Raw genomic sequence first — 23904 nt, forward strand, 5'->3', positions numbered from 1 at the left:
CGGTCAGTCGCCCGCCTTGGCGGGGCTGGTCTCGACGATCTCCACGACGTCGGCGATGGTCTCGGCGTCGTTCATGCGGGTGTCGTCGATGGCGACGCGGAACTCCCGCTGGAGGCCGAGCGCGGCCTCCAGGCGGCTGAGGGAGTCGAGGTCGAGGTCCTCCAGGCGCGTGTCGGGGGTGAGGTCCTCGGGGTCGGCCTGGCACCACTTGGCGACGACGGCGGCGACTCGGGCGGCGTTGGTCATGTTGCGCTCCTTGGGTGTTGTGCGGTGCCGGGCCAGCGCAGCAGCGCCGAGCCCCAGGTGAACCCGCCGCCGAAGGCGGTCAGGAGGACGGTGTGGCCGGGTGTAAGGCGGCCTTCGCCGCGGGCGCGGTCGAGGGCGAGGGGGATCGACGCGGCGCCGGTGTTGCCGACGCGGTCGAGGTCGACCAGGAGGCGGTCGTGGTCGGCGCCGAGCTCGTCGGCGACGGCGCGGAGGATGCGGACGTTGGCCTGGTGGCCGCAGATGCGGTCCACTTCGGAGGGTTTGAGTCCGGCGCGGTCGAGGGCGGCCCGGGAGGACGCGCTCATGTGCGCGACGGCCTGGAGGAAGACCTCGCGGCCGTCCATGGCCATGTAGTAGGTCGCGGGGTCCGGTCGGGGGCGTTCGGTTCCGGTCCCGAGGCGGGCGCGGGAGGCGGAGCCGGGGGCGGCGAGGCTCGCGGCGCCGGTGCCGTCGGCGCCGAGGTCGAGGGAGAGGATCGCGCCTTCCTCGCCGGGGTCTCCGGCGCGCAGGAGCACCGCCCCGGCGCCGTCTCCGAAGAGCGGGTGGACGGTGCGGTCGGCGGGGTCGGTGAGGGTGGAGGCGGTCTCGGCCCCGGCGACGAGGACGCGGCGGGCGCCGGTGGCGATGAGCCCGGCGGCGGTGGCGAGCGCGTACACGAACCCCGAGCAGGCGGCGTTGACGTCGAAGGCCGGGCAGTTCAGGCCGAGCCGGGCGGCGGCGAGCGGCGCGGTAGCGGGGATCTGGTGGTCGGGCGTGTAGGTGGCGACCAGGAAGGCGTCCACTTCGGAGGGATCGGCGGCGGCGTCGGCGAGGGCGGCGCGGGCGGCCTCGGCGGCGAGACCTGAGGTGGGGGTGGTCGCGTCGGCGAAGCGGCGGGAGCGGATGCCGGTGCGCCGCTCGATCCACTCGGGGGTGACGCCGAGGCGCGCGGCGAGCTCGTCGTTGCCGACCTCCCGCTCCGGGAGGGCGCTGCCGAGTCCGATGAGGACGGCGGTCATCGGTCCTCCTCGGGGATGGGGAAGGTGGCGTACTGCCACGGGTAGTGCGGGAGGCGCACGAAGGAGGCGGTGTCGTCGAAGACCGCGGTCCAGTCGACGTCCTCGCCGTCGCAGAACGCGGCGCCGACGCCTTCGGGCGCGGGGGCGTCGCCCTCGGCGATGGCCAGGAGTGCGGCGGCGAGTCCGGCGCGGGTCTGGGCGTGGACGGCGGCGCGGTGCGCGTGGTGGGTGGTGCGGACGGCGGCGCTGTAGCAGACGTCGCGGAGGGCGTGCGTGTGCTCGGAGATCCATGCGGCGCAGTCGCGGGCGCGGTCGAGCAGGGCCGGGCCGGTGGCCGCGGAGAGCACGAACGGGTAGGCGCGGCCGTCGTCGGGGGCGGCCTCGCGGCGCGGGGCCTCGGCGAGGATCAGGTGCGCGTTGGCGGCGGAGATGCCCTGGCCGCTGACCCCGGCGAGGAGCGGGCGGCCCCGCCCGTCGAGGTCCACAGTGGCGGTGGGCACGGCGACGGGGAGTGCGGCCCAGTCGATCTTGGGGTTGGGGGTCTCGTAGTGGAGGCTCGCGGGGAGGCGGCGGTGCTTGAGCGACAGGGCGGTCTTGATGACCGCGGCGACCCCGGCGGCGCCCTCAGTGTGGCCGATGTTGGATTTCACGGAGCCGACGAGGACGGGCCGGTCGGCGGGGCGGTCCTTGCCGAGGACGTCGCCGATCGCGGCGAACTCGATGGGGTCGATCAGGGGCGTGCCGGTGCCGTGGGCCTCGATGAAGTCGACGTCGCAGGCGTCGATCCCGGCGTCCTCGTGGGCGAGGCGCAGCATCTCGGCGTGCGCGTCGATCGAGGGCGCGAGCAGGGACCCGGAGGCGCGGCCGTCGTTGCCGAGGTTCCCGCCGAGGACGAGGGCGTGGACGGGGTCGCCGTCGGCGAGGGCCTTGGCGAGGGGCTTGAGGACGACGGCGGCGGCGCCGTCGGAGGGCGCGAAGCCGTCGGCGCGGGCGTCGCCGAACTTGCAGCGGCCGTCGCGGGCGAACATGCGCGCCTGGGAGAGCAGCAGGTCCTCCTCGGCGTTGAGCTTGAGGTTGACGCCCGCGACGAGCGCGGTCTCGGTCTCCCCGGCGCGCAGCGACAGGCACGCGAGGTGGAGGGCGGTGAGGGAGGAGGAGCAGGCGGTGTCCACGGTGATGCTGGGGCCGCGCAGGTCGAACTCGTAGGCGAGGCGTCCGGAGAGGACGGACCGGAGGTTGTAGATGACGGAGGGCGTGATCGCCTCGGGGCCGCGGCGGGCGATGACGTCCCAGAAGTCGAGGTTCATGTTGCCGACGTACACGCCGGTGCGGGTCCCGGCGACGGCCTCGCGGGTGAGCCCGGCGTCGGCGAGCGCCTCGTAGGCGGCGTGGAGGAGCAGCCGCTGCTGCGGGTCCAGATAGGACGCCTGGGCGGGGGTCATGCCGAAGAACGGCGCGTCGAAGTCGAAGGCGCGCTCCAGGTATCCCGAGCGCTTCGCGATGACCTTTCCGAGCGCGGGCTCGGGCGAGTACATGGCCTCGGCGTCGTAGCGGTCCTCGGGGGTGGGCCCGGTGGCGTCGCCCCCGGCGAGCAGCAGCTCCCAGAGGGCGTCGGTGCCGTCGGCGCCGGGGAAGCGGCAGCCCATGCCGACGACGGCGATCGGTTCGCGGCGGTACTCCATGCGGCTCTCCATTAGGGATGGACGAAATGGGATTCTGGCGGGGCCCGGCCGGGCCGGGCCCCTGGGCGGTCTACGCGTTCAGGTAGATGAGGACCCCGGCCGCGGCGGCCAGGACCCCGAACAGCGGCGCCCCGGCGGCCTTGCCCGCCGGGTCCTTGACGCGCAGGTGCGTCAGGAGCGCGCCGACGGTGAGCGCGACGATCCCGGCCGCGGCGGCGGTGCCGACCCACCAGAAGTCGGTCACGAGCGCGCCGATCGCGAGGCCGGCGCCGCCGAGGAACTCCAGGACGCCGATCCCCTTGTAGGCGTTGTGCGAGATGCCGAAGCGGTCGGCGTCGGCCTTGGCCGGGGGCAGCGTGAGGATCTTGACGATCCCCGACGCCGCGAAGGCGACCGCCAGGACCAGGGCAAGGACGATGGTGGCGATGTTCATCAGTTCTCCGTGTTGTCGGTTGTTGCGTGCATTCGGGCGCCAAGGGGGCCCGCGGGGTCCGCGATGGACCCCGCTCCTTCCCAGGTCTTGAAGCGCCGCATGCCGTACAGGAGGGGGCGCGGCTCGCGGCGGGCGGTCACGCGCGCGACCGACCCGAAGACGACGACGTGGTCGCCGACGGTCTGGGCGCGGGCGACCCGGCAGTCGGCGGTGGAGTGGGCGTCGGCGGTGAGGTGCGGCCCGCAGGGGCCGGGGCGCCACCTGACGTGCGCGAACCGGTCCTCGGCGCCGGAGGCGAACAGCTCGGCGACGTGCCGGGCGCCGTCGTCGAGGAGGTTCACGGTGAACGCGCCGGAGGCGAGGACGGCCGCGGCGGTGGGGCCGTGCTCGCGCAGGCACACCAGGAGCGTCGGCGGGTCCAGGGCGACCGAGCACAGGGAGGAGCAGGTCATGCCGATCGGCTCCCCCGCGGGGTCGGCCGCGGCGACGACCGCGACCCCGGTGGGGAACGCGGCCATGAGGGTCCGCAGGTCGCCGGTGGCGGCGCAGGCGCCGTCGCAGGCGTGCGGGGCGGCGGGCGCGGCGCTCATCGCGGCCCGCCGGAAGGCTCGGTGCCGTACGGCGAGTCGGCGTCGAGTTCCTCGACGGTGAACCCGGCGGTGGACGCGTAGTCGTCGGAGATGCGTTGCAGCTCTTCGGGGGTGAACACGTCCTCGATGCGCTCGAAGCCTTCGGGGGCGCGCTGCCAGGCGAGGTCGATGACGCGCTCGGGGCCCATGCGGCGGTTGGCCTCCTGGACGCCGCGGGTGGCGGGGAGGCGCTCGGACTCGTAGCGGCGCAGCGCGGTCGCCACATCTGGTCCCTTGTGGAGATGCCAGGCGATGGCGCGGCCGTCGATGATCGCCTGGGTCGCGCCGTTGGAGCCGACGGGGTACATCGGGTGGGCGGCGTCGCCGATGAGCGTCACGGGCCCGTCGTTCCAGGTCGGCAGGGGCGCGCGGTCGAGCATCGGGTACTCGTGGATCTGCGCCGCGGCGGCCACGAGCCCGGGGACGTCGGCCCACGGGACCTTCCAGTCGCCGAACTGGGCGAGGACCTCCTTCTTGCGGTCGGCGAGGCTCTGCGCGGCCGAGGGGCCGTCGGCGGGGCGGCCGGTGACCCAGTTGACCAGGGCGTTCCCGGTGGCGTCCGCGGGGCGGATCGGGTAGACGACGAACTTGGCGCGGTCGTCGCCGAGGACGGCCATGGAAGCGCCGGTGAGGAACGGGGCGGCGCGGGTGGTGCCGCGCCACATCCACATCCCGTTCGTGTCGGGGTCGCCGTCGCCGGGGTGCATGGCGGCGCGCACGGCCGAGTGGAGGCCGTCGGCGCCGATGAGGAGGTCCGCTTCGACGTCGCCCGATCCGGTGTGGACGGTGACCTGGCTGCCGTTCACGGTGTAGCCGGTGACGGGGCGGCCGGTCTCCACCGTGCCGTGGCCGAGCCGGGCGGCGACGGCGTCGGCGAGGTCCTGCTGGAGGAGGCCCCGGTGCAGGGAGTACTGCGGGAAGCGGTGCCCGGCGAAGCGCCCGCGCGGCTCGGACCAGACGAGATCGCCTCGGCGCGTGTAGAACGCGAGTTCGGCGGTGGTCACGGCGTGGCCCTCGACGGCGGGTGCGAGGCCGAGCGCGTGGAGCTCGCGGACGGCGCTGGGCAGGATGTTCAGCCCGACGCCGAGGGGCCGCAGCTCGGGCGCGGCTTCGAGGACGCGCACATCGCGGTGTCCGGCGGCGTGGAGCGACAGCGCGGCGGTGAGCCCGCCGATGCCGCCCCCGGCGATCACGATCCTCATGCGGGCCTCCCGGCGGGGACGAGGGACTTGGCGGCGGCCGCGTTGTCGCGCGTCATGTCCAGGATGGACTGGAGGAGGCCGATGGAGCCGCCGCCGGAGCCGAGCTCGTAGAGGCGCACCTCCTCCTTGTAGGCCTTGCGGGCGATGCCGAGGTGGCGGCCGCGGAAGACCACGAGGCGGCGCATGACGCGGTGGAGCGCGGCGAGGTGCCGGGCCCACGGCTCGGGGTCGGGCTCCGCGGCCTCGCGCAGGCGCCGCACCAGCGAGGGCCGCTCGCGCCACTGGCCGACCAGGGCCCGCCACCTGGGGAGGGTGTGCTCGGCGGACTCCGCCAGGAACGCCTCGTACGCGGGGTCGTTGTCGTCGGCGGCCCACAGGGCGAGGTCGGCGAGGTAGAGCGGGACGTGCGCGGCGGCGGGGCCGAGCCAGTCGCGCCCGGCGACGGCGACCTCCTCGTAGTAGGGGCGCATCCGCTGCGCGAAGAACTCCGGGGAGACGCGGGCGACCACGTCGGCGATCGAGGTCTCGAAGGCGCCCAGAGCATCTGAGAGGTCGTCGAGGAGCGGCACGAACGCGGGGTCGGCGAGGTCGGTCCCGCCGAGGTCGTCGCAGCGCTCCAGGGCCCGGCCGAGCGCGGGGATCGAGGCGCGCGGTCCTCCCATGAGGACGGTCTCCTGCGGATCGCCGGTGTACATGCGCTGCCTGGGGCCCAGGGGGTTCCACTCGGTGTAGTGGTGGACGGTGTCGCGCGGGATCATGTCGGTGCGCCGGCCGAGCTCGGTGAGGACCGCCTCCAGGCCGGGGACGAGCGGCACGGGCTGCACGCCGTGGCGCTTGACCGAGCCGAGGAGGAGCCCCAGGTCGCGCATGGCGGCGAGGCATTCGCAGAAGTCGAACGCGGCGACCTCGGGGAGGCTGGGGGTGAGCCGCCGCAGGGCCGCGGTCAGGGCCGGGACGTCGGCGGCGGCGTTCATCGCGGGGACGGCGCGCAGGGGCGCGTCGGCCCCGAGCGGGTCCAGCGCGGCCGTGCGGGGCCCGTCGAAGCGGGGGTCGTCGAGGGTGGTGCCGTTGCGGTGCATGCGTTGTCGCCCTTCAGCGGACGGGCCCGGCGGTAGGGGCCGCCGGGCCCGGCGGCGGCTATTTCCCGTGCAGCTCGCGCAGGGACTCGTAAGCGGTCGGGAGGGTCGCCAGGAGCCGGTCGCGCTCCTCGGCGATGCCCGCGAAGACCTCGCGGGCGCCGTCGCCCGCGCGGAGGGCCTGCGTCGGGTAGACGTGGTCGGGCACGAGGTCGAGCCCGGAGAAGATGCAGTAGAAGCTGCCGTTGGTCCAGTAGTTGCGGAACTCGGCCTCGAAGTTCCCGTAGTACGTGGACTCGTCGGCGACCGGCAGGTTCACGGGCATCCCGGCCCGGTACATGTCGACCTTCTCCTGCATCCCCGCGTCGAGCACCAGGTTCTTGTTCTCCCTCCAGAAGGGAGTGTCGTTGCGGGGGGCGAACTTGAAGTGCGCCTGGATGAAGTCGCGGGAGTCGTCGAACATCGTCTCGATCTCGGCGTTGAAGCGCTTGGCGAGGACCGGGTCGAACCGCTTGTCCGGGAAGTGCTTCACCAGCTGGAAGATCGCCGCGTAGATGAAGTAGATGCCCGTGGATTCGAGCGGTTCGAGGAAGCAGGAGGCGAGGCCGACGGCGACGACGTTCTTCACCCAGGTGCGGCGGTTGCGGCCCACCCGGAACGAGATCTGGTTGAGCGCCGTGGTGTCGGGGTCGAGGCCCCACAGGCGGCAGAAGTCCTCGGAGGCGGTGTCGCGGTCGGTGAAGCGGCTGGAGAAGACGTACCCGGAGCCGAAGCGCCCGAGCATGGGGATCTTCCAGGTCCAGCCCGACTTCATGGCGATCGCGGAGGTGTACGGCTCGATGCCCCCGGCCTCGTCGTCGTGCGGGACGGCCGCGGCGACCGCGCTGTCGCACAGCAGGTAGTCGCTCATGTCGAGGAACGGCTCGCGCAGGGCCTGGTTGATGAGCAGGCCGCGGAAGCCCGAGCAGTCGACGAACAGGTCGCCTTCGAGGACCCGGCCGGTCTCGGTCTTCAGGGCGGTGACGAAGCCGCGCTCGTCCCGCACGGCCTCGGTGAAGCGGTCCTGGACGTGGGTGACCCCCAGGGACTTGACCGAGAAGCGGCACAGGAAGTCCGCGACGAGCTGCGCGTCGAAGTGCCACGCGTAGTTGGTCCAGCGGTTGCCGTCCCGGTCGCGCGGCGCGAGCTTGGCGTCCATCGCGGCCGGCTCGCGGTAGCACGCGTAGTCGAACTGCTCGTCGGTGCGCCCGGCGGCCTTGTCGGCGAACCAGTGGTGCGACAGCGGGAGCTGCTCGTGGTTCGGGAGGATGCCGAACGTGTGGTAGAAGTGGTCCGGCCGTCCATTGTGGGTGCGAGATGCGGCCTGGCCCTCGCCTTCGGTGCGCCAGTTGACGAACTTGACGGCCATCTTGTAGCTCGCGTTGCACTCGCGCATCCACTCGTCCTCCTCGATGCCGAGGAACGCGAAGAACGCCTTGTGCAGGTTGGGGACCGTGGCCTCGCCGACGCCGATCCGCGGCACCGCGGGCGCCTCCAGGACGGTCACGTTCACCGTGCCCTGGAACGCCTTGGCCACATAGGAGGCGGTCATCCACCCGGCGGTGCCCCCGCCGAGGACGACCACGTTCCGGATGCGGTGGTCGGTGGGAGAGGTGTCCATGCGCTGGCTCCTGTCCGGCGCACCGCAGCGCGATGCGTCCTGGTGTACGAAACGGGTTCCGGCACCGACGCTACGGAGGGTCACGATTGTTGACCACTCGCGCGATTGTTGCGCGACAACGCCTCCCGGACGGCGATCCGCGTCGGCCGCACCGGACCGGCGCGACCTGCCTCCGCGTGTTCGCCCCGCGAACATGGCCCCCGCTCGATACGATGAGGGTTGTTCACGCGGATGACCCGACCGGCACGGTTCCGAGGCGAAGAGCGAGGCCATGGGAAGACCTGAGCAACCGATCGACCCCGGGCGGGGGCCCCTGGAGCAGTTCGCGCAGCGCCTGCGCGAGCTCCGCGCCGCCGCGCCCGGGAGCACGTACCGGGCCATGGCGTCCCGGGCGCACTACTCGGCCTCGACCCTCGCGCGGGCCGCCTCCGGCCGCGAGATGCCGTCCCTGGAAGTCGTGCAGGCGTACGCCTCCGCGTGCGGCGCCGACCCCGAGGCGTGGGAGCGGCGGTGGCACCGGCTCCAGCGCGACGTCGCGGGCGCGCCCGCGCGGACCGCGCCGCGGGCCGCCCCGCTGCCGTACCAGCTCCCCGCCGACCTCCCCGACTTCGCCGGGCGCGAGGCCGAGACCGCGACGCTCCTGGAAGCCGTCCTGGACGCGCTCGACGAGCCGGACCGCCGCTCCCCCATCGTCATCGGCGTCACCGGTGGCCCCGGGCTCGGCAAGACCACGCTCGCCGTCCACCTCGCGCAGCGCCTCGCGCCCGAGTTCCCCGACGGGCAGCTGTTCATCAACATGCGCGGCTTCGACGAGCGGCGCCTCGCGCCCGAGACCGTGCTGCGCCAGTGCGTGCGCACCCTCGGGCACCCCGACGAGCGGGTCCCCGCCGACTTCGACGAGCTCGCCAGCGCCTACCGGTCGCTGCTGCGGCACCGGCGGTGCCTGCTCGTGTTCGACAACGCGCGGGGCGAGGCCGACCTGCGCCCGCTCCTGCCGGGAACGCCGGGGTGCGTGGTCATCGCCACGAGCCGGGGCAGCCTCATCGGCCTCGAAGGGGCGCGGACGCTCCGGCTGGAGCCGTTCAGCGCCGCGGAGTCTTTGGAGCTGCTCTCGCGGACGGCGGGGGCGGTGCGGGTGGCGGCCGAGCCGCAGGCGGCCGCGGAGCTGGCGGAGCAGTGCGGGAACCTGCCGCTGGCGCTGCGGATCGCGGGGGCGCGGCTGGCGTCGCGTCCGCAGTGGAAGGTGGGGACGCTGACGGAGCGGTTCCGCGACGAGCGGCGGCGCCTGAGCGAGCTGGAGGCCGGGGACCTCCAGCTCATGGAGGCGTTCTCGATGTCGTACCGGGCCCTGGAGGCGGGCGAGCGGCTCGTGTTCCGGCGCTTGGGAGCGCTGTTCCCGGGGCTGGACTTCGGGCCTCTGGTGGCGGCGCGGCTCGCGGGGATTCCGGAGGCCGACGCGGAGGAGCGGCTGGAGACCCTTGTGGACGCGAACCTGGTGGAGTCGCCGGGGCCGAGCCGGTACCAGATGCACGACCTGCTGCGGCTGTACGCGGCTACGAGGTGGATCGCGGAGGACGAGCCCGACGACGCGGCGCGGCGGCTCCTCGCCTGGTACACGGGGACGGCCGCGGCGGCGACGCGGCTGCTCATGCCCGACTGGTTCGGGCTCGACGTCCCGGCGCTGCCGGACGCCTCGGTGCGGACGGCGCGGGACGCCCTGCACTGGTACGAGCGGGAGCGGCACAACATCAACGCGCTGGTGCGGTTCGCGGCCGACGCGGGCGAGCACGACTACGCGTGGCGTCTGGCGTACGCGGCGGGCGGGCACTGCGTCCTGATGCGGCACTGGCAGTCCTACGCGGTCTCGGGAGAGACCGCGCTCGCGTCGGCGCGGCGGACCGGGGACGCGGCGGTGGCCGCGGCGCTCGCGGTGAACCTCGCGGAGGCGTACACGGAGCTGCGGCGCCCGGCCGAAGCGGTTGCGCTGCTGGAGGACGCGGTCGCCCACTACGAGGAGGTGCGGGACGCGGCGGGGCTGGTGCAGGCGCTGTGCGGGCTGAGCCACGCGTGCGTGCGGCGCGGGCGGGTCGACGAGGCGCTGGAGCACGCGCGGCGCGCGTACGACAACGCGGAGCGGGCCGGGACGCCGTGGGGCGAGGGGTCGAGCCTGTGCGCGATCGGGCGCGCGTACGCGGGCGAGGGCCGGTTCGAGATGGCGCTCAAGATGTTCCGGGCGGCGCTGGACCGCTCGGAGGTGATCGGGAACCGGTGGGCGCAGATGCGGTCGTTCCAGGTGATCGCGGAGACGTGCCTGGAGATGGGCGACCACCGGCGGGCCGCCGACGCGTACGGGAGCGCGCTGGCGCTCGCGGGTGAGATCGGCGACCAGTTGAGCGAGGGCCGGTTCCGGTACCGGCTGGGGAACCTGCGGTACGACATGGGGGACACGGCGGGGGCGCGGGAGGAGTGGCGGACGGCCGAGCCGGTGCTCGCGGCGCTGGGGGACCCGCTGGCGACGGCGGTGCGGTTGCGGCTCGCGGAGGGCGCGGTGCGGGTGCCGCGGCCGGTGGGGCGGCATCCGCGGCGGCTTCCGGCATAGCGGGCATTCCAGGTCGGGGGCGGTTGGATCGTCAACGACCCCTTGGGGAGCGTCCCTCGTGATCGCCGGTTCGATGGCGTAGGCTTTAGCCAGCCACGTCCCGCACCGGCGGCGGGACCCTCCGGGGCCGGGTGTCGACCGGCCCCACCGGAGACGCCGCGCGGCCCGGCGCGACGCCCCGGTCCCCCTGTGATCTGCCCATTCATCGCCGATTGGATTGCCGTGAACGAAGCAGCCCCCGAATGGCCTCCCAAGGGGATCGATCCCGACGTGCCCTCGACCGCCCGTGTCTACGACGCGATCCTCGGCGGCAGGGACAACTTCAAGTCCGACCGCGAGGCCGCGGAGGTCTTCGCCGCCCATATCCCCCAGGCCCGCGAGTGCGCGCTGCTCAACCGGGCCGCCCTGGTGCGGGGCGTGCAGTACATGGTGCGGACGGCCGGGATCGACCAGCTCCTCGACATCGGCTGCGGCCTGCCCACGAAGCAGAACACGCACGAGGCGGCGCAGGAGATCAACCCCGAGGCGCACGTGGTCTACGTGGACAACGACCCGATGGTGCTCTCGCACGGGCGGGCGCTGCTCGCCGACGACCGGACCACGACGGTGGTCACGGCGGACCTGCGCGACCCGGAGGGCATCCTCGCCAATCCCGAAGTGCGCGAGGCGATCGACTTCGACCGGCCGGTGGGGCTCATGCTCATCGGGATGATCATGCAGATCGCGGAGGACGAGCGGCCGGACGAGATCATCGCGTCCCTCATGGAGCCGCTCGCGTCCGGTTCGCACCTGTTCATCACGACCTGGCCCGACACGGGCGACCCGGCGCAGCACGCGCTGTCGCGGGCGTGCCTGGAGACCCTCGGGAACGGCTGGTGCCGTCCCGTGGAGCGGATCGAGCGGCACTTCCTCGGGATGCCGCTGGTCGCGCCGGGCCTGGAGTACGTCCCGCGGTGGTTCCCGGAGGACCCCGGGCGCGCCGTCCCCGAGGTCGCGGACATGGAGCCGTTCGAGCGGACCCAGATCGCGGCCATCGCCGTCAAGCCCTGAAACACGCCTGAAACCCTGGGGCGCAACCGGAACCGGTTCTTGACCTGGGTCACGCAGCCACCTTCGGCCCGGTTCGCCCCCGCCGCGTAGGCTCGATGCGGACCGCCGGCGCACCACACGCTCCACCCGCTTGCAGCGTGTTCGAGAAGAGAAGAGACCGCCCATGCCCATGCTTGAGATCCGACGGCACAGCAAGCGCAACGGCGACGAGGCCGTCCACCTCTCGCAGGAGGGGGTCGAACTGGCGCGCTGGTCCGGGACCCTCATGGGGCCCTTCGAGACCGTGGCGACGAGCGTCGCCCCGCGGGCGCGGGAGACGGCCATCGCGATGGGCTTCGCGGTCACGGTCGAGCTCCCGACCCTCCACAATGTGAACGCGTTCCTCAACGAGTCGCAGGCGGCCAACCACGACGTCGGCGCCCCGTTCACCCGCCTCGCGCGCCTGGTCGGGCGCCGCGGCAGCGCGGTCAGCGACTACTCGCACGCGCTGGCCCGGCAGTGGTCCGAGCTCCTCGCCCCGCTCGGCCCCGGGGACGCGGCCCTGGTCATCGGGCACGGCGGCCACATCGAGTGCGGTCTCGTGGCGCTGTTCCCCGAAGCGGAGCACGACGACTGGGGCCCGCTGTTCGGGTACATGGAGGGCGCGCGGCTCCACTACGACACCTCGGCGGGCCGCTTCCACGACATCGAGTTCGTCAGGAACTAGACGGGCGGACGGAGCGGGGGCCGAGGCAAGTCGGCCCCCGTTCCGCGTCTTCACGCGCGGCCGGTGCGGATCGCCAGGCGCGGCAGGTACCAGAGCGCGAACGCGACCGCGGCGACCGCGTAGGCGGCGAGGAGCGGCAGCGGGAACCCGTAGGTGATGCCGGTGTGCTCCAGGTCGAGGTTCGCGAGCGCGTAGGTCATCACGCCGGAGCTGAGCATGTCCTGGAACGTCAGCTGCGTCCAGAACAGGTCCTGCACGTGGACCAGGAGCAGCGCCAGCGCAGCCAGGAGCGCGAAGGGCCACGCGGCCTTGGCGAACGCCCCGTTGGCGCTCCCCCGGCGGCCTTGCGCGACGAACGCCCGGCGGCGGTCCTCCAGGCCCCAGCACAGGGCCGTGAACAGGAACAGCAGCGGGATCGCGATCCACGCCCGCGGCGGGAACGACCCGATCGCGACCCATTCCCCTTCGCCCGCGACGGCTTCGAGATGCGCGGCGGCCAGCGGCCCGGTCCCGACGAACAGCCACGGCGCGAACGGCAGCAGCAGCCACCTCGACGCGTCCCCGAGCGGCCGCAGCGCCCCGACCGCGAACCCGCCTACCCCGGCGGCGACCACCGCGATCCCGGTCGTCACCAGCGGCGGCCCCCACGTGCGCCGGATGACGAACCACAGATCCTGCGCCTCGGGCCCGCCTTCGGCGACCCGGGAGACCCACGGCAGCAGGTAATATCCGACGGCCCCGAGCGCCACGGCGAGCACGAGCAGCGCGACCACCACGGCACCGGCACTGCCCTTCGGTTCCCCGGACCGCCCCGCCTCCGGCCCCGCCCCGATCCCGAACGGCCCGGCACCCCCGGGCCCGCCTCGGTCCGGCACGGCAGCGCCTGGCGGCGACCCCGGCCCGCCTTGGCGCGGCACGGCGAACGCCGACCCCATGGCCCCCGGTCCGCCCTGACCCGGCACGGTCGCCCCGGGCGGCGGCGATCCCGGCCCGCCTTGGCCCGGCACTGTGAACGCGGACCCCACCGACCCCGGTCCGCCCTGGCCGGGCACTGCCGCGCCCGAGGGCGCGGACCCCGGTGCGGCCGAGCGGAACGCGGACGACCCGGGCACGACCGGGCCCGACGGCCCGAACCCGGCGGCCCCCGGCGTCGCCGGCCCGCCGCCGAGCGCCCCGGACCCCGACGACCCGAACCCGGGCGCCATCGGGCCCTGCGCACCCGGTCCGACTCCGGACGCGCCCGGCCGGGGCTCGGCCGCGCCGGACACCGCCGACCCGGGTCCGAACGCCGCCGATCCAGGCGCACCCGGCCGGACATCGGCCGACCCCGGGGCCGCCGGTCCCGTGCCGGGCGGGACCGACTCCGCGGCGGGCCGCGCCGCCCGCGGGAGGACGTCGATGCGGAACCGGGCGGCGGCGAACAGCACCGCGGCCCCGATGCCGAGGGCCGAGAGGATCGCCAAGAGCAGCATCGACTTCGCGGTCGCGCCGCCCACGTCGAGCCCGGCCCTGACGCCGTCGTAGATCTGGCGCAGGGGCATGGGCGCGTCGGGGGGCAGGCCGCTGATCGTGCCGTAGGCGAAGGTCTGGAGCCCGGCGGCGGCCAGGCCGATCGCGGTCAGGGCGGCGGTCGTCAGCACGGCCGCGGTGCGCCTGCCGTCGCCGCGCAGGGCCGCGAGCACGGCGAGCACGCCGGTGCCGATGACGACGCCGGACACCAGCAGCGGCCAGTCGTACACGGTCGCGTCCGAGCTGCGGCCGTCGAGGACGCCCGCGACGAGCCAGGCGACCGTCAGGGCCGCGGGCGCGAACGTGACCGCGGCAAGGGCCCACGCGACGCGCGAGACCGCGCGGACCTTCGCGCCGGCGCGGTGGACGAGCAGCGCCAGCAGCGGTGCGACGACGGCCCCGCCGAGCACCAGCAGCGCGGTCGGGCCGATCAGGTGCGCCATGCCGTTCCAGAACGCGCCTTCGTCGACCACCCGATCGTAGTTCGCACCCCCGACACTCTCGGGCTCGCCGAATCCGAGGCCGCCGAGGCGGCTGAACTCGAACGTGCGGATCGTCGGCAGCACGTACGCGACGACCAGCGCCGCGACCGGAATCGCCAGGAGCGCGAACCCGCCGACGGCGCGGGCCGCGTCGCTGCGCGGCTGCACCTGCGGCGGCGGGAACCCGGTCGCGGGAGGGGCGGGCAGGGGCCAGCGCGGCTGGAGGCGCTGGATCGCGAGGGTGGGGTCGTCTGGGGGCGGTGTCCCCGCCCCGGGCGGAAGGACCATGTGGGCTCCTGCAAGGAATGAGGGATGTGAAGAGAACTCTGTATCACGCGGATTTCCGCTGTGGACACCCGGCCATGTGACGGCGGAGGCGTCCGTGCACGGAGTGTCACGTGGAACCGGGGAGGCGTCGGTTCGGCAACGGCCCGGTCGCGCCCGGGAATCGTGTTGCCGCGCCGCCGCGCCGGTGCTTTGATCGGACCATGTCGGATACCGCGCACTTCCTGGCGTTCGTCGCCGCCTCGCTCATCCTGATCCTCATCCCGGGGCCCTCGGTCATGTTCACCGTCAGCCGGGCGCTGATCTACGGACGGCGGCAGGCGGTGCTCACGGCCTGGGGGAACGCCGCGGGCACGTTCTGCGCCTCGGCCCTGGCGGCGTTCGGGCTGGGGGCGCTCATCCAGGAGTCGGCGCTGGCGTTCGCGATCGTCAAGTACGCCGGGGCGGCGTACCTGATCTATTTGGGCGTCAAGGCGTTCCGTGACCGCAAGGGCCTGATGGCGACGCCGGAGGAGGAGTCGGCGGCGCCGAAGCGGGCGCTCGCGACGGTCGCTGAGGGCTTCATGGTGGGCCTGCTGAACCCGAAGACGATCCTGTTCTTCCTGGCGATCCTGCCGCAGTTCGTGGACCGGACCGCGGGCGCGGCGACGGCGCAGATGCTGATCCTGGGCGGCACGTTCGCGATGCTCGCGGCGCTGTGCGACACGGTGTGGGGCCTGGTGGCCTCGGCGGTCCGCGACGTCTTCAAGCGCCCGAAGCCGAAGCTCGTCCTGGCCCGCACGGGCGGCACGGCGATGATCGGCCTGGGCATCGCGGCCGCGGCGGGCGAGCGCGCCTGACCGGCTGGACCTGCGCCGCCCGGCGGTAGCGCCGGGCGGCGTTCCCGTGCCTCTTTGGGAGCGCTTGCCCATCGAAGGATGTGGATATATAGTGTGTGGACCCTCACCGCGATCCCCATCGGTTCCTCCGGCTCGCGCGGCCCGCTCCGAGGGCCGCAACGGCGCCCCCGGCAGCGTCAAGAGAGGTCTCCATGTCCACAATCTCCTTCCCCCGCATGCGCAGAGGACTGATGGCGGCCGCGACCGCCGTCTTCGTCGCGGCGGCCGCGCTCATCGCGGTCATGATCCCCAGGCCCGCCAGCGCGGCGAGCCTCACCGAGATCACGAACTTCGGGACGAACCCGAGCGCGCTCCAGATGTACCTGTACGTCCCCGACAACGTCGATCCCGAACCGGCCCTGGTGGTCGCGATCCACTACTGCACCGGGTCGGGCCCGGCCATGTACAGCGGCACCGAGTGGGCGCAACTGGCCGACCAGTACGGGTTCATCGTGCTGTACCCGTCGGTGACGCGGTCGAGCAAGTGCTGGGACGTGTCCTCGGCGGCGTCCCTCGCGGGCACCGGCAGCGACACCGTCGGCGTCAAGTCCATGATGGACTGGGTTGACGCGAGGTACAACGTGGACCCCGATCAGGTCTACTCCACCGGGATCTCCTCGGGCGCCATGATGACCAACGTGATGCTGGCGGTCTACCCGGAGGTCTTCGCCGCGGGCGCGTCCTTCTCGGGCGTGCCGTACACGTGCTTCGCCACCACCAACGGCTCGGAGTGGAACTCGGAGTGCTCGGGCGGGACGATCAACCGCACCCCGCAGCAGTGGGGCGACGCGGTGCGCGGCGCCAACCCCGGGTACTCGGGGCCGTGGCCGCGGATGCAGATCTGGCACGGCACGGCCGACGACACGCTGCGGTACCCGAACTTCCAGGAGCAGATCGACCAGTGGACCAACGTCCACGGCACCGACCAGACCGCTGACTACTCCGATGTGCCGCAGGCGAACTGGAACCGGACCCGCTACGGCGGCACCGGGGCGCAGGCCGCGGTCGAGGCGATCAGCCTCCAGGGGGTCGGGCACAACCTGTACTCGTGGGGCATGGCGTCGAAGGCGCTGGAGTTCTTCGGGTACGACACCGACGTCGACCCGACGACCTCCCCGACCGACCCGGTCACGACGCCCACGGGCGGCCCGGCGGGCGGGTGCTCGGCGGCAATCAAGGTCGTGAGCTCGTGGAACTCCGGCTGGCAGGCGAACGTCGACGTCACGGCCGGGTCCGCGGCGATCACCGGGTGGCGCCTGACATGGACGTGGACCGGCGGGCAGACGATCTCCAGCAGCTGGAACGCCACGGTGACCAGCAGCGGCACCGCGGTGACCGCCACCGACGTGGACTGGAACGGCGCGGTCGCCGCGGGCCAGACGAAGACCTCCGCATGGGGCTTCATCGGCACCGGCGCCCCGGCCACCCCGACGGTGACCTGCACCCCGATCTGATCCCCCACCCCCGGGGCGTTCGGGGGAGGGGGCCCCCCCCGAGGCACCCTTGATACCGGGGGCCCACCCGGCACCGCGACCGCGGTGTGCCCGGGACCGGTCCGCGGCGGAGCCGCGGGGGCGGCGCGGCCCGAACGGCACTGTCGGACCCCTGAGGCACCCTTGTACCGGGGGCCCATCGGGCGCTTCGGCATCTGGGTGCCCTCGGGGCGCCGGGGCCGAGTCCGGTCGGGCCGAGTGTCGGACCCGTCGGGCACAGTTGATCCGGGGGTGCCCGAGCGCTCGTCGGCATCGGCGTGCCCGGCGGCGGAGGCGATCGCCGAGCGGGCCGAGCCCGGCAGCGCAGCCGCCGAGACGGAGCGAGCGCCAGGCGCCGCGTCCTAGACTGGCGGGGCTCGCCGGTCGTGATGTTGCGGCCGGGCCGATGTCCGATTGGAGCCGCCCGACATGACCGAATTCCCGCCCGAGGTCCTCGACCGGTTCGCCGGTGAAGGGATGGACCTCCAGCAGTTGTTCTCCGCCGGGGAACTGGGCGCGCGCATGGGCATCGAGGTGCTGGAGGCGGCGCCCGAGCGCGTCGTCGCGCGCATGGGCGTCGAGGGGAACCGGCAGCCGTACGGGCTGCTGCACGGCGGCGCGTCGGCGGTCCTGGCCGAGACGCTCGGGTCGGTCGGCTCGATGCTGCACGCCGGGCCCGGGAAGATCGCGGTCGGCGTGGACCTGAACGTGACGCACCACCGGGCGGTCCGCTCCGGCACCGTCACCGGCGTCGCGACGCCGATCCACCGCGGGCGGTCCACCGCCACGTACGAGGTCGTCGTCAGCGACGAGGACGGCCGGCGCGTGTGCACCGGCCGCCTCACCTGCATGATCCGCGACGCGCCCGGCGCCTAAGGGCGGTCGAGGAGCGTCTGCATGGTCGCGAAGTCGATGCCGCCCTCGACGGCGTCGTAGGAGTCGGACTCCAGAAGGGACACCGTCGCGCGGCGGGCCGCCGCGTAGGCGGCCGAGGCGAGCTGGGGGCCGAGGCTGATGCGGGCCACGCCGAGGCTCGCCAGCGCGGAGGGCGCGGGGGCGCCGGGGCCCGCCATCACGTTGAGGGGCAGCAGGATCGCCTGCACGAGGTTGGCGATCGTGTCGGCGTCGGCGACGCCGGGGACGAAGATGCCGTTCGCGCCCGCCGCCGCGTACGCCGAGGCGCGTTCGATCACGGCCTCCAGGCGGGTCTCCGGGTCGCCGATGCCCGCGAGGTAGATGTCGATGCGGGCGTTGATGAACAGGTCCGGGCCCGCGCCTTCGCGGGCGGCCGCGAGGCGTTCGGCCTGGTCGGCGATCGGGCGGAGGACGCCGGGGGTCGCGGTGTCGGCGTCCTCGATGTTGACGCCGACCGCGCCCGCTTCCGCCACGGCCGCAAGGGTCTCGGCGACGTCCTTCGGGGTCGCGCCGAAGCCGGACTCCATGTCGGCGGTGACCGGCACGTCCACGGCGTGCGCGACGCGCTCGACGAGCGCGATGGCGGCGTCGCGGTCGAGGCGGTCGCCGTCGGGGCGGCCGAGGCTCCAGGCGACGCCCGCGCTGGTGGTGGCGACGGCGGCGGCGCCCGCGTCGGCGATGACCGCGGCGCTGGCGGCGTCCCAGCAGTTCGGCAGGAGCAGCGGCGGGGCGGTGTGGAGGGCGCGGAAGCGCGCGGCCTTCTCGATCGTCATGCGGCAATCAAAGCAGCCGTGTCGCCTCGTGTCTGGCCGAAAAACGACATGACCGTCAGGAGAAGGGGTCAACCGATCGGTTGACCGCGCGGATCAACCGCGGCCTCGGCTGCGCGGGCGATGGCGGCGGGCCCGGTTCCTGCGAGGGTGGTCCCATACCGAGCAGGGAGGAACCCCATGGCGATCATCGAAGTCGAGGACCTGGTCAAGCATTACGGGGACCAGCGCGCCGCCGACGGCGTCTCGTTCACAGTGGAGGAAGGGGAGGTCTTCGGCATCCTCGGCCCCAACGGGGCGGGGAAGACCACCACGGTCGAGTGCGTCGAGGGCCTGCGCGAGCGGGACGCGGGCCGCGTCTCGGTCATGGGCCTCGACCCGGCGAAGGACGCCGCCGAGCTGCGGCAGGTCCTCGGCATCCAGCTCCAGGAGAGCCGCCTGCCCGACCGGCTGCGCGTCGGCGAGGCCCTGGACCTGTACCGCTCGTTCTACCGCTCCCCCGCCGACCCCGACCGGCTGATCGACTCGCTCGGCCTGGGCGCCAAGCGGAAGACCCCGTTCGGGAAGCTCTCGGGCGGGCAGCAGCAGCGGCTGTCGATCGCGCTGGCGCTCATCGGGAACCCGCGCGTGGCGGTGCTCGACGAGCTGACGACCGGGCTCGACCCGCAGGCGCGGCGCGACACGTGGGACCTCATCGAGCAGGTCCGCGACTCGGGCGTCACGATCATCCTGGTCACGCACTTCATGGACGAGGCCGAGCGGCTGTGCGACCGCCTCGCCGTCATCGACGCGGGCAGGGTCGTCGCGGTGGACACGCCCGCCGGGCTGACCGCGCGCGTCAGCGCCGAGCAGCGGGTGCGGTTCCGGCCCTCCGCGGACTTCCCCGACGCGCTCCTGCTGGACCTGCCGGAGGTCGTCGCGGTCGAGCGCAGCGGCCCGCAGGTCGTGGTCTCGGGCACCGGGAACCTCCTCCAGGCCGTCGCGTCGGTCCTGGCCCGCGGCCACATCGTCGCCGCCGACCTGCGCGTGGAGCAGGTGAGCCTGGACGACGCGTTCGTGGCCCTCACCGGCAAGTCCGCACAGCACTGAGTCCACTCAGCACCGATACCGATCGCACTCCCCCGCAACAGAAGAGGAATCCCCCTGATGTCTTCGCTCGTGAAACTCGTCCAGACCGAGGCGCGGCTGTTCGTCCGCGACCCCACCTCGCTCCTCATCGGACTGCTCCTGCCGACGGTGATCCTCGTCGGGCTCGGGGCCGTCCCGATCCTGCGCGAGCCGTCCGCCGACATGGGCGGCGCGCGGTTCATCGACTACTTCGCGCCGTCGGTGATCGTCATGTCCGTGGCCGTCATCGGCCTCACCACCCTGCCCGCGGTGATGGCGGGCTACCGCGAGCGCGGCGTGCTGCGGCGCATGCGGACCACGCCGGTGCACCCGGGGAAGCTCCTTGTCGCGCAGCTGGTCGTGAACGTCGCGGCGGCCCTGGTCTCGGCGCTGCTCGTGGTCGTGGCGGGCCGCCTCGCCTACGGGGTGCCGCTGCCGCGGAACCCGCTGGGCTTCGCGCTCGCGTTCGTCCTCGGGATCACCGCGGTCTTCGCGATCGGTATGCTCGTGGCGGCCGTCGCGAGCACCGCGCGGGCCGCCTCCGGGATCTCGACGGTGCTGTTCATGTCGGTCATGTTCTTCGGCGGCGTGTACCTCCCCCGGTTCATGCTCCCCGAGGCGGTGGCCCGGGTCGGCGACTACGTGCCGCCGGGCGTGCAGACGCTGCTCGACAGCTGGAACGGCGAGAGCCCGGACGCCGTGCAGCTCCTCGTGATGGCGGTGGTCGCGGTCGCCGCGGGCGCGGCGTCGGCCCGGATCTTCAAGTGGGAGTGACGAACATGGGAGCCGAGGCGGCGGTGTCCGAGGTCAGGGCCCGACAGGCGGGGATCTTCGGGTTCTACGGCCGGTTCATGGACGTGGTCCCGTACCTGACGCTCGGCATCGCCGTCGGCCTCAGCTCGCTCATCACCGAGATGCCCCCGGCCGACCGGACCGCCGTCGCGGTCCTGTCGGCCGCGGCCGCGCTCTGGGTGTACTTCGGGTACTCGCGGATGCCCGCGGAGCCGCCGGTCCCGGCGGTGCGGATGACGGTGTACTTCGCGGGGCTCAGCGTCTTCGGGTTCACGTTGATGCGCTTCGACATGCTGTTCTTCGTCTTCGTCATCACCGGGTTCTTCCACGCCGGGCTGCTTCGTCCCCTGTGGATGATCGTCGCGGGGGTCGGCGCGACGTCGCTGGTGGTGAACTCGACGGTGACCGAGGAGCCGAGCGCCGAGGGGATCGCGGTGTACGCGGTGATCGTGTGCGTCCAGACCGCCGCGGTCAGCCTGGGCTTCGTGATGAACGACCGGATGGAGCGCCTCCGCGCCCAGCGGGAGGAGGCGTTCGCGGCCCGCGAGGCCGCCATGGAGGAGAACGCGGGCCTCCACATGCAGCTCATGACGCAGGCCCGCGAGGCCGGCGTCCTCGACGAGCGCCAGCGCGTGGCCCGCGAGATCCACGACACCGTCGCGCAGGGCCTGGCGGGGATCATCGCGCAGCTCCAGGCCGTGGACGCGGCCGACGACGAGCCCCGGCGCCGCCGCCACCTCGACAGCGCCGTGGAGCTGGCCCGCGAGAGCCTCGCGGAGGCGCGGCGCACCGTGCAGGCGATCGGGCCGCCGACGCTCGACACCGCGCAGCTCCCGGAGGCGCTCGCGGAGGTGTCGGCGAAGTGGTCGGCGGCCCACGGCGTCCCGGTGGAGCTGGTGACGACCGGGGACGCCAGGCCGATGCACCCGGAGGTGGAGGTGACGCTGCTGCGGGTGGTGCAGGAGGCGCTCACCAACGCCGCCAAGCACGCCGGGGCGGGCCGCGTCGGCATCACGCTGTCGTATATGGAGGACGAGTTGGCGCTGGACGTGCGCGACGACGGGGCCGGGTTCGCGCCCGGCCGGACCGAGGCGGGGGCGAAGGGCGGGTACGGGCTGTCGGCGATGCGCCAGCGCGTGGCCCGGATCGCCGGGAGCCTGTCGATCGAGTCGGAGCCGGGCCGGGGCACGGTGGTCTCGGCGATCGTCCCGGCGCTCGCGGCGGTGCCCGATGGCGCCTGAGCCGATCCGGGTGCTCATCGCCGACGACCATCCGGTGGTGCGGGACGGGCTGCGCGGGATGTTCGCGCGCGGCGGGGACATCGAGGTGGTCGGCGAGGCGGCGGACGGGCGCGAGGCGGTGGACCGGGCGCTGGCGCTGGAGCCGGACGTGGTGCTCATGGACCTGCGGATGCCGGGCACGGACGGGGTGGCGGCGATCCGGGAGCTGGGCGCGCGGGGCGCGGCGGCGCGGGTCCTGGTGCTGACGACGTACGACACGGACTCGGATGTGCTGCCCGCGATCGAGGCGGGGGCGGCGGGGTACCTGCTGAAGGACGCGTCGCCGGAGGAGCTGCGGCGGGCGATCCGGGCGGCGCACGAGGGCGGGACGGTGCTGGCGCCGTCGGTGGCGTCGGTGCTCATGGCGCGGGTGCGGCGGCCGGGGCCCGCGGCGGCGGGGCCGCTGAGCGAGCGGGAGCTGGAGGTGCTGGCGCTGATCGCGAAGGGCCGCAGCAACAGGGAGGCGGCGCAGGCGCTGTTCATCAGCGAGGCGACGGTGAAGACGCACCTGGTGCACGTGTACGCGAAGCTGGAGGTCAACGACCGGGCGGCGGCGGTGGCGGCCGCGTACGAGCGGGGGCTGCTGACGCCGAAGGGGCGGTGACCCGCCGCGGACCGGGGCGACCCGCGCGCGGTCAGAGAGCGCTCTCTGTCTGCGCGCGGCGATTCGGTCGCCCCGGTCCGCGGGGCCGTCAGGTGACGGTCAGGGTGAGCCTGGTCGGGTTGCCGTCGAAGGCGACGCCGGACTGGTCGGGGACGCCGTCGGGGGTGACGTCGTCGTAGGGGAACGCGTAGCCGATCGGCGAGTTGTCGTGGACGGCGCGCGCGTAGTGGTTGGTGACGTCGTTGGCGTAGAAGTCGGCGACGGGTGCGCCGTTCGGCTGGTCCGGGTGGTTGTGGACGGTGCTGCGGTTGAACGCGGCGGCGAGGCGCGCGAGCGCGGCCTTCTTGGCGTCGGAGTCGCTGGGCACGTTGGCGAACGGCCCGTGGTTGCAGGTGAAGATGTCGCGGTCGTCGGGCTTGGTGAAGGTGGAGCCGTCGTTGAAGACGAGGTTGTCGCCCTGGACGCGGCCGGTGAGGACGCCCCTCCCGCCCTGGAGGTCGATGCGGAGGTCGTTGCCGCGGTAGTGGTCCCAGACCTGGTTGACGTAGCCGCTCCAGTAGCCGTTGAAGGGCATGTCGGGCTGGCCGAAGTAGGGGGCCATGATGTTCTGCGGCGACATGACGCGGAGGATCTTGCCGCTCCCGTCGCGCATGACCAGGGTGTCCCAGGGCTGGCCGTCGGCGGCGGCCTGGGCTTCGAGGTCGGCGGCGATGCTCTCGACCGCGCCGCGGTCGAGGGCGGCCACCGAGTGGTCGCCGTCGCCTTGGAGGCGGAGGGCGATCGGGAGGGCGGTGACGAGGTCGACGTAGCTGACGTTCACGAACAGCTGCACGTCGTTGAAGGTGAACTCGCAGAACGAGGCGACCTTGCCGTAGTTGGCGTCGTTGACGTTCTGGAACGCGGGCTCGACGAGCGCGGGGCCGGGGTTCACGAAGAACTCCAGTTTGGACTCGCGCACGAAGTAGACGCGGGCGCCGTACATGCGCGGCAGCGTCACGACCACGGGCGCCGCGCCGGGCGCGTTGAGCGGGATCGCGCAGTCGACCGGGAGCGGCGTGTTGGTGCTCCCGGGCTGCTCGATGTAGTAGGGGCCCTGGCCGCCGGGGCGCAGGAGCATCATGCGGTCGGTGCCGAACTCGCGGCCGGTGACGTAGGCGTGGACGTTGGCCGTGTCGGTGTCGTTGGCGAGCGCGAGTTCGCAGGTGGCGGGAGCGGCGTCCGCCTCGGGGACGGCCCAGGTGCGCCACCAGGGCGAGCTGGCGGCGACGGCCCCTCCGGCCGCGGTCAGGGCGATCATGGTTCTTCTTGAGACCATCGCGAACCTCCGTGGTGCGGAAATCGAGGAATTCGCACATTAACATGGTTTGTTAAAAGATCAAAGGGGCGAACGCGGAAATACCAGTGTTTTACGGACAGGTCCGGGTCGTGCACCCGGGGTGAGCGCGATCGGGGCCGGGGCGGCGGGTATTGACCTGGGGGCGTTCGGGTTTGTAGAGTACCGATTAGAT

General features: G+C 73.5%; 21 protein-coding genes. 10 read left to right on the forward strand and 11 right to left on the reverse strand.

Going from position 1 to position 23904, the window contains the following annotated elements:
- Window positions 1–3 precede the first annotated feature (3 nt).
- The 8 genes from ACFFXY_RS18950 to ACFFXY_RS18985 form a co-directional block, all read right to left on the reverse strand.
- Window positions 4–246, reverse strand: coding sequence for an acyl carrier protein (locus ACFFXY_RS18950; protein ID WP_382354055.1), 243 nt, complete (start codon window positions 244–246; stop codon window positions 4–6).
- Window positions 243–1265 carry a beta-ketoacyl-ACP synthase III gene (locus tag ACFFXY_RS18955; RefSeq protein WP_382354058.1) on the reverse strand — a complete coding sequence of 341 codons (1023 nt, stop codon included), beginning with the start codon at window positions 1263–1265 and terminating at the stop codon, window positions 243–245. Before ACFFXY_RS18955 ends, ACFFXY_RS18950 begins: the two co-directional genes overlap by 4 nt.
- The gene (locus ACFFXY_RS18960) at window positions 1262–2947 is read right to left on the reverse strand and encodes a beta-ketoacyl synthase N-terminal-like domain-containing protein (RefSeq protein WP_382354061.1); all 1686 of its coding nucleotides are present in this window, start codon (window positions 2945–2947) and stop codon (window positions 1262–1264) included. Before ACFFXY_RS18960 ends, ACFFXY_RS18955 begins: the two co-directional genes overlap by 4 nt.
- A gap of 70 nt (window positions 2948–3017) precedes the next feature.
- Entirely contained in the window at window positions 3018–3380 is a 363-nt protein-coding gene (locus ACFFXY_RS18965; RefSeq protein WP_382354064.1) for a DoxX family protein, read from the reverse strand.
- Complete coding sequence (locus ACFFXY_RS18970; protein WP_382354067.1) at window positions 3380–3970, reverse strand: flavin reductase family protein; 591 nt, start codon at window positions 3968–3970, stop codon at window positions 3380–3382. The genes ACFFXY_RS18965 and ACFFXY_RS18970 overlap by 1 nt, the downstream gene beginning before the upstream one ends.
- Window positions 3967–5211: a flavin-dependent oxidoreductase gene (locus tag ACFFXY_RS18975; RefSeq protein WP_382354070.1), complete on the reverse strand. Its 1245-nt coding sequence runs from the start codon at window positions 5209–5211 to the stop codon at window positions 3967–3969. The genes ACFFXY_RS18970 and ACFFXY_RS18975 overlap by 4 nt, the downstream gene beginning before the upstream one ends.
- Entirely contained in the window at window positions 5208–6290 is a 1083-nt protein-coding gene (locus tag ACFFXY_RS18980; RefSeq protein ID WP_382354073.1) for a monodechloroaminopyrrolnitrin synthase PrnB family protein, read from the reverse strand. The genes ACFFXY_RS18975 and ACFFXY_RS18980 overlap by 4 nt, the downstream gene beginning before the upstream one ends.
- A gap of 58 nt (window positions 6291–6348) precedes the next feature.
- Window positions 6349–7947 (reverse strand): tryptophan halogenase family protein, encoded by a 1599-nt coding sequence (locus tag ACFFXY_RS18985; RefSeq protein WP_382354076.1) that lies wholly within the window; start codon window positions 7945–7947, stop codon window positions 6349–6351.
- 271 nt (window positions 7948–8218) lie between these two features.
- Between ACFFXY_RS18985 and ACFFXY_RS18990 the strand changes: the two genes are divergently transcribed.
- The 3 genes from ACFFXY_RS18990 to ACFFXY_RS19000 all read left to right on the forward strand — a co-directional run bounded on the left by ACFFXY_RS18990 (window position 8219) and on the right by ACFFXY_RS19000 (window position 12302).
- Entirely contained in the window at window positions 8219–10546 is a 2328-nt protein-coding gene (locus tag ACFFXY_RS18990) for an ATP-binding protein (RefSeq protein WP_382354079.1), read from the forward strand.
- A gap of 222 nt (window positions 10547–10768) precedes the next feature.
- Complete coding sequence (locus tag ACFFXY_RS18995; RefSeq protein WP_382354081.1) at window positions 10769–11596, forward strand: SAM-dependent methyltransferase; 828 nt, start codon at window positions 10769–10771, stop codon at window positions 11594–11596.
- Between the two features lie 163 nt (window positions 11597–11759).
- Window positions 11760–12302: a hypothetical protein gene (locus ACFFXY_RS19000; protein WP_382354084.1), complete on the forward strand. Its 543-nt coding sequence runs from the start codon at window positions 11760–11762 to the stop codon at window positions 12300–12302.
- Between the two features lie 50 nt (window positions 12303–12352).
- Here the strand turns inward: ACFFXY_RS19000 and ACFFXY_RS19005 are convergent, their stop codons facing one another.
- Complete coding sequence (locus ACFFXY_RS19005) at window positions 12353–14581, reverse strand: hypothetical protein (RefSeq protein ID WP_382354087.1); 2229 nt, start codon at window positions 14579–14581, stop codon at window positions 12353–12355.
- A gap of 200 nt (window positions 14582–14781) precedes the next feature.
- Here ACFFXY_RS19005 and ACFFXY_RS19010 point away from each other — a divergent pair, with 200 nt between their 5' ends.
- From ACFFXY_RS19010 to ACFFXY_RS19020, 3 genes are all read left to right on the forward strand, one after another.
- Window positions 14782–15417, forward strand: a complete 636-nt coding sequence (locus tag ACFFXY_RS19010; protein ID WP_382354090.1) for a LysE family translocator — start codon at window positions 14782–14784, stop codon at window positions 15415–15417.
- 215 nt (window positions 15418–15632) lie between these two features.
- Window positions 15633–16910 (forward strand): extracellular catalytic domain type 1 short-chain-length polyhydroxyalkanoate depolymerase, encoded by a 1278-nt coding sequence (locus tag ACFFXY_RS19015; protein WP_382354092.1) that lies wholly within the window; start codon window positions 15633–15635, stop codon window positions 16908–16910.
- Window positions 16911–17357: 447 nt separating this feature from the next.
- Window positions 17358–17804 carry a PaaI family thioesterase gene (locus ACFFXY_RS19020; protein ID WP_382354095.1) on the forward strand — a complete coding sequence of 149 codons (447 nt, stop codon included), beginning with the start codon at window positions 17358–17360 and terminating at the stop codon, window positions 17802–17804.
- Here the strand turns inward: ACFFXY_RS19020 and ACFFXY_RS19025 are convergent.
- Entirely contained in the window at window positions 17801–18616 is an 816-nt protein-coding gene (locus ACFFXY_RS19025; RefSeq protein WP_382354098.1) for an isocitrate lyase/PEP mutase family protein, read from the reverse strand. The two genes, ACFFXY_RS19020 and ACFFXY_RS19025, sit on opposite strands and share 4 nt — an antisense overlap.
- Window positions 18617–18793: 177 nt before the next feature.
- On the opposite strand from ACFFXY_RS19025, the gene ACFFXY_RS19030 reads away from it, so the two are divergent.
- From ACFFXY_RS19030 to ACFFXY_RS19045, 4 genes are read left to right on the forward strand one after another with little or no spacing between them, the layout of a single operon-like run.
- A complete protein-coding gene (locus ACFFXY_RS19030) occupies window positions 18794–19702 on the forward strand; it encodes an ABC transporter ATP-binding protein (protein WP_382354101.1) in 909 nt (302 codons plus the stop codon).
- A gap of 57 nt (window positions 19703–19759) precedes the next feature.
- Window positions 19760–20494 carry an ABC transporter permease gene (locus ACFFXY_RS19035; protein WP_382354104.1) on the forward strand — a complete coding sequence of 245 codons (735 nt, stop codon included), beginning with the start codon at window positions 19760–19762 and terminating at the stop codon, window positions 20492–20494.
- A gap of 5 nt (window positions 20495–20499) precedes the next feature.
- Window positions 20500–21753 carry a sensor histidine kinase gene (locus ACFFXY_RS19040; protein WP_382354107.1) on the forward strand — a complete coding sequence of 418 codons (1254 nt, stop codon included), beginning with the start codon at window positions 20500–20502 and terminating at the stop codon, window positions 21751–21753.
- Complete coding sequence (locus tag ACFFXY_RS19045) at window positions 21743–22396, forward strand: response regulator (protein WP_382354110.1); 654 nt, start codon at window positions 21743–21745, stop codon at window positions 22394–22396. The genes ACFFXY_RS19040 and ACFFXY_RS19045 overlap by 11 nt, the downstream gene beginning before the upstream one ends.
- A gap of 88 nt (window positions 22397–22484) precedes the next feature.
- On the opposite strand, the gene ACFFXY_RS19050 is transcribed toward ACFFXY_RS19045, so the two are convergent.
- Window positions 22485–23693, reverse strand: coding sequence for a beta-1,3-glucanase family protein (locus tag ACFFXY_RS19050; RefSeq protein ID WP_382354113.1), 1209 nt, complete (start codon window positions 23691–23693; stop codon window positions 22485–22487).
- Between the last annotated feature and the right edge of the window lie 211 nt (window positions 23694–23904).

The organism is Glycomyces mayteni, assembly GCF_042428885.1.
GTDB lineage: Bacteria > Actinomycetota > Actinomycetes > Mycobacteriales > Micromonosporaceae > Glycomyces > Glycomyces mayteni.

Bases quoted from the DNA above. Each gene is read 5' to 3' on its own strand.
- ACFFXY_RS18985 (WP_382354076.1), bottom strand. From the start codon at position 7,947: ATGGACACCTCTCCCACCGACCACCGCATCCGGAACGTGGTCGTCCTC.
- ACFFXY_RS19010 (WP_382354090.1), top strand. From the start codon at position 14,782: ATGTCGGATACCGCGCACTTCCTGGCGTTCGTCGCCGCCTCGCTCATC.
- ACFFXY_RS19040 (WP_382354107.1), top strand. From the start codon at position 20,500: ATGGGAGCCGAGGCGGCGGTGTCCGAGGTCAGGGCCCGACAGGCGGGG.
- ACFFXY_RS18990 (WP_382354079.1), top strand. From the start codon at position 8,219: ATGGGAAGACCTGAGCAACCGATCGACCCCGGGCGGGGGCCCCTGGAG.
- ACFFXY_RS18970 (WP_382354067.1), bottom strand. From the start codon at position 3,970: ATGAGCGCCGCGCCCGCCGCCCCGCACGCCTGCGACGGCGCCTGCGCC.
- ACFFXY_RS19030 (WP_382354101.1), top strand. From the start codon at position 18,794: ATGGCGATCATCGAAGTCGAGGACCTGGTCAAGCATTACGGGGACCAG.
- ACFFXY_RS18975 (WP_382354070.1), bottom strand. From the start codon at position 5,211: ATGAGGATCGTGATCGCCGGGGGCGGCATCGGCGGGCTCACCGCCGCG.
- ACFFXY_RS19050 (WP_382354113.1), bottom strand. From the start codon at position 23,693: ATGATCGCCCTGACCGCGGCCGGAGGGGCCGTCGCCGCCAGCTCGCCC.
- ACFFXY_RS18950 (WP_382354055.1), bottom strand. From the start codon at position 246: ATGACCAACGCCGCCCGAGTCGCCGCCGTCGTCGCCAAGTGGTGCCAG.
- ACFFXY_RS19000 (WP_382354084.1), top strand. From the start codon at position 11,760: ATGCCCATGCTTGAGATCCGACGGCACAGCAAGCGCAACGGCGACGAG.
- ACFFXY_RS19045 (WP_382354110.1), top strand. From the start codon at position 21,743: ATGGCGCCTGAGCCGATCCGGGTGCTCATCGCCGACGACCATCCGGTG.
- ACFFXY_RS19020 (WP_382354095.1), top strand. From the start codon at position 17,358: ATGACCGAATTCCCGCCCGAGGTCCTCGACCGGTTCGCCGGTGAAGGG.
- ACFFXY_RS19005 (WP_382354087.1), bottom strand. From the start codon at position 14,581: ATGGTCCTTCCGCCCGGGGCGGGGACACCGCCCCCAGACGACCCCACC.
- ACFFXY_RS18965 (WP_382354064.1), bottom strand. From the start codon at position 3,380: ATGAACATCGCCACCATCGTCCTTGCCCTGGTCCTGGCGGTCGCCTTC.
- ACFFXY_RS18955 (WP_382354058.1), bottom strand. From the start codon at position 1,265: ATGACCGCCGTCCTCATCGGACTCGGCAGCGCCCTCCCGGAGCGGGAG.
- ACFFXY_RS18980 (WP_382354073.1), bottom strand. From the start codon at position 6,290: ATGCACCGCAACGGCACCACCCTCGACGACCCCCGCTTCGACGGGCCC.
- ACFFXY_RS19025 (WP_382354098.1), bottom strand. From the start codon at position 18,616: ATGACGATCGAGAAGGCCGCGCGCTTCCGCGCCCTCCACACCGCCCCG.
- ACFFXY_RS19035 (WP_382354104.1), top strand. From the start codon at position 19,760: ATGTCTTCGCTCGTGAAACTCGTCCAGACCGAGGCGCGGCTGTTCGTC.
- ACFFXY_RS18960 (WP_382354061.1), bottom strand. From the start codon at position 2,947: ATGGAGTACCGCCGCGAACCGATCGCCGTCGTCGGCATGGGCTGCCGC.
- ACFFXY_RS19015 (WP_382354092.1), top strand. From the start codon at position 15,633: ATGCGCAGAGGACTGATGGCGGCCGCGACCGCCGTCTTCGTCGCGGCG.